Origin of the sequence: Pseudomonas sp. HY2-MNA-CIBAN-0224, from assembly GCF_040310285.1 — a bacterium.
In the GTDB taxonomy this organism is placed as follows: Bacteria; Pseudomonadota; Gammaproteobacteria; order Pseudomonadales; family Pseudomonadaceae; genus Aquipseudomonas; species Aquipseudomonas helleri.
Genome location: NZ_JBEOPQ010000113.1, coordinates 1 through 6354, shown reverse-complemented (window position 1 = coordinate 6354; position 6354 = coordinate 1). Strand labels below are relative to the sequence as shown.

General features: G+C 58.0%; 6 protein-coding genes. 5 read left to right on the top strand and 1 reads right to left on the bottom strand.

Annotation, left to right across the window (positions count from 1 at the left end; translation table 11 throughout):
- Positions 1-82 precede the first annotated feature (82 nt).
- A complete protein-coding gene (locus tag AAEZ03_RS25405; RefSeq protein WP_048369602.1) occupies positions 83-1984 on the bottom strand; it encodes a potassium transporter Kup in 1902 nt (633 codons plus the stop codon).
- 309 nt (positions 1985-2293) lie between these two features.
- On the opposite strand from AAEZ03_RS25405, the gene rimO reads away from it, so the two are divergent.
- From rimO to tsaA, 5 genes are all read left to right on the top strand, one after another.
- On the top strand, positions 2294-3631 hold the full coding sequence (rimO, locus tag AAEZ03_RS25400; RefSeq protein WP_123751956.1) for a 30S ribosomal protein S12 methylthiotransferase RimO: 1338 nt from the start codon (positions 2294-2296) through the stop codon (positions 3629-3631).
- Between the two features lie 103 nt (positions 3632-3734).
- Complete coding sequence (locus AAEZ03_RS25395; RefSeq protein WP_123751955.1) at positions 3735-4208, top strand: GNAT family N-acetyltransferase; 474 nt, start codon at positions 3735-3737, stop codon at positions 4206-4208.
- A gap of 71 nt (positions 4209-4279) precedes the next feature.
- Positions 4280-4990 carry an rRNA pseudouridine synthase gene (locus AAEZ03_RS25390; protein WP_123751954.1) on the top strand — a complete coding sequence of 237 codons (711 nt, stop codon included), beginning with the start codon at positions 4280-4282 and terminating at the stop codon, positions 4988-4990.
- A gap of 75 nt (positions 4991-5065) precedes the next feature.
- Complete coding sequence (locus tag AAEZ03_RS25385) at positions 5066-5527, top strand: YehS family protein (RefSeq protein WP_350582431.1); 462 nt, start codon at positions 5066-5068, stop codon at positions 5525-5527.
- 15 nt (positions 5528-5542) lie between these two features.
- Complete coding sequence (tsaA, locus tag AAEZ03_RS25380; RefSeq protein WP_350582429.1) at positions 5543-6244, top strand: tRNA (N6-threonylcarbamoyladenosine(37)-N6)-methyltransferase TrmO; 702 nt, start codon at positions 5543-5545, stop codon at positions 6242-6244.
- Positions 6245-6354: the final 110 nt, after the last annotated feature.

Sequence of the window (6354 nt, the reverse complement as noted above, 5' to 3'; positions counted from 1 at the left end):
AGCTTGTCTCGCGATCTTTTGATCTTAAAAGATCGCGAGACAAGCTCGCTCCTACAGCGTTTTAACGTCGCTACAGGACGGCTTACATCTCGACCTGGGTTCCCAGTTCGATCACCCGGTTTACCGGCAGGTTAAAGAATCGCAAGTTGCTATTGGCGTTCTTCAACATGAAGGCAAACAACCCTTCCCGCCAACGCGCCATCCCCACCAGCTTGGAAGCAATGACCGTCTCGCGACTCAGGAAGTAGGTCGTGCGCATCGGGCTGAAGTCCAGCTCGTCGAGATGGCACAGTTTGAGCGCCTCGGGCACGTCCGTTTCATCCATAAAGCCAAAGTGCAAGATGACCCGGAAGAACCCCTCACCGTAAGCATCCACTTCAAACCGCCGCTGCGCAGGCACGCGTGGCGTGTCTTCGTTGACCACGGTCAGCAAGACCACTTGCTCATGCAGCACCTGGTTGTGCAGCAGGTTATGCAACAGCGCGTGCGGCACTGCGTCTGGCCGGGCGGTCAGGAACACCGCTGTACCTTGCACCCGATGCGGCGGCTGAACACGGATGCTGCTGATAAACAGCGGCAGCGGCAACGCGCTTTCATCCAGGCGATCAACCAGCAATTGTTTGCCGCGCCGCCAGGTGGTCATCAGGATAAACAGCACGATCCCCGCCAATACCGGGAAGGCGCCGCCCTGGACGATTTTCGGCACGTTGGCGGCGAAGAACAGGCCGTCAACCAGCAGAAAGCCGACCAACACCGGTACCGCCAACACAGGTGGCCACTTCCACAGCATGAGCATGACCGCCGACACCAAAATACTGGTGATCAACATGGTCCCGGTCACGGCCACACCGTAGGCCGACGCCAGGGCGCCCGATGACTCAAAGCCCAACACCAGCAAAATAACCCCGACCATCAATGACCAGTTCACCGCGCCGATGTAGATCTGCCCCTGCTCGGCACTGGAGGTGTGCTGAATGTGCATGCGCGGGATGTAGCCCAGTTGAATGGCCTGACGAGTCAACGAGAAGGCCCCGGAAATCACCGCCTGAGAGGCAATAACGGTGGCCAGCGTGGCCAGCCCTACCAGAGGGATCAACGCCCAGCTCGGCGCCAGCAGGTAGAACGGGTTACGCGCTGCTTCCGGGTTTTCCAGAAGCAGAGCCCCTTGGCCGAAGTAATTGAGCACCAGCGCAGGCAGCACCAGGATGAACCAGGCGCGAGCAATCGGCTTGCGTCCAAAGTGGCCCATGTCGGCGTACAACGCTTCAGCACCGGTCAACGCCAGCACCACCGCGCCCAGAATCGCCACCCCCATGCCCGGGTGCGAGACAAAGAAACGCACGCCCCACACCGGGTTCAGCGCGTTAAGCACCTCCGGGTGCTGAGCGATGCCATGAATCCCCAGGCCACCGAGTACCACAAACCACAGCACCATGATCGGCCCGAACAGCTTGCCGAGTGTCGCCGTGCCGCGGCGCTGAATTAAAAACAGCGCGATCAGCACAATCAGCGCCAGCGGCACGACCCAGCGATCCAACCCGGCAAACGCCAGCTCCAGACCTTCAACCGCCGACAACACGGAAATGGCCGGGGTAATCATGCTGTCGCCATAGAACAGCGAAGCGCCAATCAACCCCAGAATTACCAGCACCGTGCGCAACTTGGGATAAGGCGAGGCCGCACGGCGCGCCAGCGCAGTAAGGGCCATGATCCCGCCCTCGCCTTCGTTGTCGGCGCGCAGGATAAACAGCACGTACTTGATCGAGACCACCCAGATCAGCGACCACAGGATCAACGCCAAAATGCCGAAGACACCATCGTGGTTAACCTGTACGCCATACCCGCCGGTAAACACCTCTTTAAGGGTGTACAGCGGGCTGGTACCGATATCGCCATATACCACGCCAACCGCGGCAACCAGCATTCCGATAGGTTTTGCCTTTGAGTGACCGTCTTCTGTTGCCGGACTACTGACATGCCCCATTAACCACTCCTACGACTTTGGACCGTGTTTCTTAATGGCGAGCGCCGCATTTGGTGTGCAGCATGCTCTGATTTTCTGACTGTTAGCCACGACTTTTACCTACGAAATCAGCTTCGTTAAAAAGCGGGTTTCGCAACGGCGCGCAGCATAGCGCAGCACTCGTCGTAAATCCCCGTATAACGCTGGTCAAGTGCGTTCACCATAGCTAAAATTGCGCACTTTTTTTGATCAGAGGCGCGCAAACTCCAAGCGCCCGTTCGTCGTGCAGCCTTTACGGGCATGTAACGTCACTACATACCGAGGTTCGCCATGTCCACCGTTACCACGCCAGCCAACCCTAAGGTTGGCTTTGTTTCCTTGGGTTGCCCGAAAGCGCTGGTCGACTCCGAGCGCATCCTTACGCAACTGCGTATGGAAGGCTACGACGTTGTTTCCACCTACCAGGACGCCGACGTCGTGGTGGTCAACACCTGCGGCTTTATCGACAGCGCCAAGGCTGAATCGCTGGAAGTCATCGGCGAAGCCATCAAGGAAAACGGCAAGGTCATCGTGACCGGCTGCATGGGCGTCGAAGAAGGCAACATCCGCGACGTGCACCCGAGCGTGCTCGCCGTGACCGGCCCTCAGCAGTACGAGCAAGTGGTCAACGCGGTTCACGAAGTGGTGCCGCCCCGTCAGGACCACAACCCGCTGATCGACCTGGTGCCGCCACAAGGCATCAAGCTGACGCCGCGCCATTACGCGTACCTGAAAATTTCTGAAGGCTGTAACCATAGCTGCAGCTTCTGCATCATTCCTTCGATGCGCGGCAAATTGGTCAGCCGCCCGGTGGGCGATGTGCTGGACGAAGCTCAGCGCCTGGTTAAAGCCGGGGTTAAAGAGCTGCTGGTGATCTCTCAGGACACCAGCGCCTACGGCGTCGACGTCAAATACCGCACCGGTTTCTGGAACGGCGCGCCGGTCAAGACCCGCATGACCGAACTGTGCGAAGCCTTGAGCACACTGGGTGTCTGGGTTCGCCTGCATTACGTGTACCCGTACCCGCACGTTGACGAATTGATCCCGTTGATGGCGGCCGGCAAGATCCTGCCGTACCTGGACATCCCGTTCCAGCACGCCAGCCCTAAAGTACTCAAGGCCATGAAACGTCCGGCCTTTGAAGACAAGACCCTGGCCCGCATCAAAAACTGGCGCGAGATCTGCCCGGAACTGATCATCCGTTCGACCTTCATCGTCGGCTTCCCTGGCGAAACCGAAGAAGACTTCCAGTACCTGCTGGACTGGCTGACCGAAGCGCAACTGGACCGCGTAGGTTGCTTCCAGTACTCGCCCGTTGAAGGCGCACCGGCCAACCTGCTGGACGCTGCCATCGTACCGGACGACGTCAAACAGGACCGTTGGGAGCGCTTTATGGCGCACCAGCAAGCTATCAGCGCGGCACGCCTGCAACTGAAGATCGGCAAGGAAATTGAAGTCCTGATCGACGAAGTTGACGAGCAAGGCGCTGTTGGCCGCTGCTTCTTCGACGCCCCGGAAATCGACGGCAACGTGTTTATCGCCACCGAGAAAGACATCAAGCCGGGCGACAAGATCATGTGCCGTGTGACCGACGCCGACGAGTACGACTTGTGGGCTGAAGCGTTGTAATCCACACGCTGCGCTTAAAAAAGCCCTGCCGCGAATGCGCCAGGGCTTTTTTTACGGCTATTGTTAGGAGGCTCCTCAATCATCAGTGTCGGAGACACGCACGATGAAACAACAATGGGCCATCCAAACGCCACGTCTCAGAGATTTCGAAGCATTAACCGAGGTGTGGGAAGCGTCCGTTCGAGCCACCCATGATTTTTTACCCGACAGTTACATTGTCTTGCTGCGCCAACTGGTCATCAGCCAGTACCTGGACGCGGTGATGCTGATTTGCTGCAAAGACCCTTCCAACAAGCGCATTGCAGGTTTCGCCGGGGTTGCCGCCGGCAAAGTTGAAATGCTCTTCATCCACCCTGACTACCGCGGCCAAGGCGTTGGCAAATGCCTGCTTCTGTTCGCCATCAACGAGCTGAATGCCGAGAGGCTGGACGTTAACGAACAAAACCCGCAAGCCATTGGCTTTTACTTCAAACAGGGTTTTGAGGTGGTCGGGCGCTGCGAAAACGACGGCCTGGGCCAGCCTTATCCGTTGCTGCACCTGCGCTACAAACGCCAAAAGCCGCTGACGCGCAGTTAAGGCAAATGTTGCCGGGCTTAACCGGCGCCAGGCGGGTACAATAGCCGCCCAATTCCATTACGGCCCCTGTCATGTCTGAACCGATACGTCTCTCCAAACGCCTCATCGAACTCGTCGGCTGCTCGCGCCGTGAGGCCGAACTGTTCATTGAAGGTGGCTGGGTCACGGTAGATGGCGAAGTCATCGACGAACCGCAATTCAAGGTCGACCAGCAAAAGGTCGAACTTGATCCGCACGCCAAGGCCACAGCGCCAGAGCCTGTGACCCTGCTGCTCAACGCACCGGCGGGCCTGGACACTGACAGCGCCATGCAACTGCTCAGCCCACAAACCCTGAGCGAAGAGCACCGCTTCGGCAAACGCCCGCTTAAAGGTCACTTTTTGCGTTTGAGCGTGGGCAACGAGCTGCAAGCCAACGCCAGCGGTTTGCTGGTATTTACCCAGGACTGGAAAATCGTCCGCAAGTTGACCGCCGATGCCAGCAAGATCGAGCAGGAGTACGTGGTCGAAGTGTCGGGCGAGATGGCTCCCCACGGCCTCAACCGGCTCAACCACGGCCTGACCTACAAAGGTCGCGAGCTGCCTGCGGTCAAAGCCAGCTGGCAGAGTGAAAACCGCCTACGCTTTGCCATGAAGAACCCGCAACCGGGCGTGATTGCATTGTTCTGCCAGGCCGTAGGCCTCACCGTTATTTCGATTCGCCGGATTCGCATTGGCGGCGTCTCGATGGGCAAGCTGCCCGTTGGCCAATGGCGCTACATGACGGCCAAAGAAAAGTTCTAAACACGGCCGCGCCCACCTATTTCGACACCGCAGCCTTGCCTGCGGTGCTCACTGCTGATTATCAGGATTACCCACATGATTCATAACGACGTACTGCGCAGCGTGCGCTACATGCTAGACATCAGCGACAACAAAGTTGTCGAGATCATCAAACTGGGCGGTTTGAACGTCACCAAAGCTGACATCGAAACCTACCTCAAAAAAGACGAAGAAGAAGGCTTTGTTCGCTGCCCGGACAACGTCATGGCGCACTTTCTTGATGGCCTGGTGATCTTCAAGCGCGGCAAGGACGACAGCCGTCCAGCGCAGCCGGTTGAACTGCCTGTGACCAACAACATCATCCTGAAAAAACTGCGCGTGGCGTTCGAACTCAAAGAGGACGACATGCACGCGATCCTCAAGTCGGTTGACTTCCCGGTGTCCAAACCAGAACTGAGCGCCCTGTTCCGCAAATTCGGCCACAACAACTACCGCACCTGTGGCGATCAGTTGCTGCGTAACTTCCTGAAGGGGCTAACCCTGCGGGTTCGTGGCTGATACGGCGACAAACACATGACTTACACCGTCTCGCCTGTCGGCTTTGTGCGCTCCTGTTTCAAGGAGAAGTTCGCCATTCCGCGACAACCCCAACTGGCACCCGCTGCCCGGGGTGTTCTGGAGCTGGTTGCGCCCTTTGACCAAGGCGATGCCGTGCAAGGTCTGGAGCAGGTCAGTCATGTCTGGCTGTTGTTTGTGTTTCACCAGGCGCTAGAAGACAAGCCCCGGCTCAAGGTGCGCCCGCCACGCTTGGGCGGCAATAAGTCCATGGGGGTGTTTGCCACCCGTGCGACTCACCGGCCCAATGGCATCGGCCAGTCGGTGGTCAAACTGGATAAGGTCGAAGCCGGTCGCTTGCACATTTCGGGCATTGACCTGCTCGACGGGACGCCGATTCTCGATATCAAGCCGTATGTGCCCTACGCCGACATTATCAGCAGTGCGAGCAACAGCATGGCCAGCGCGGCGCCGGTGCTGATCCCCGTGCAATGGGCTGACTCAGCGCTGCAAGAAGCGCACGCCCATGGGGTGCGCTTGCAGGAACCGTTGGTGGCGCTGATTGAGCAATGCCTGGCGCAAGATCCACGCCCGGCTTACCAAACGCCGACTGCCGAGCGCGAATACGGTGCGCAGTTCTGGGACCTGGATGTGCGCTGGCATTATCCAGAGCCAGGATTGATTCGTGTGCTTGAGGTTGTTTTAGCCAGTCAGGGTTAAGCACCAAGATCAAGAGATCGCGAGGCTCGCTCTTATCAAACATGAAATAAGTGATTGATTCTAAAGGCCCTGTAGGAGCGAGCTTGCTCGCGATCTGTTGATCTTGATCT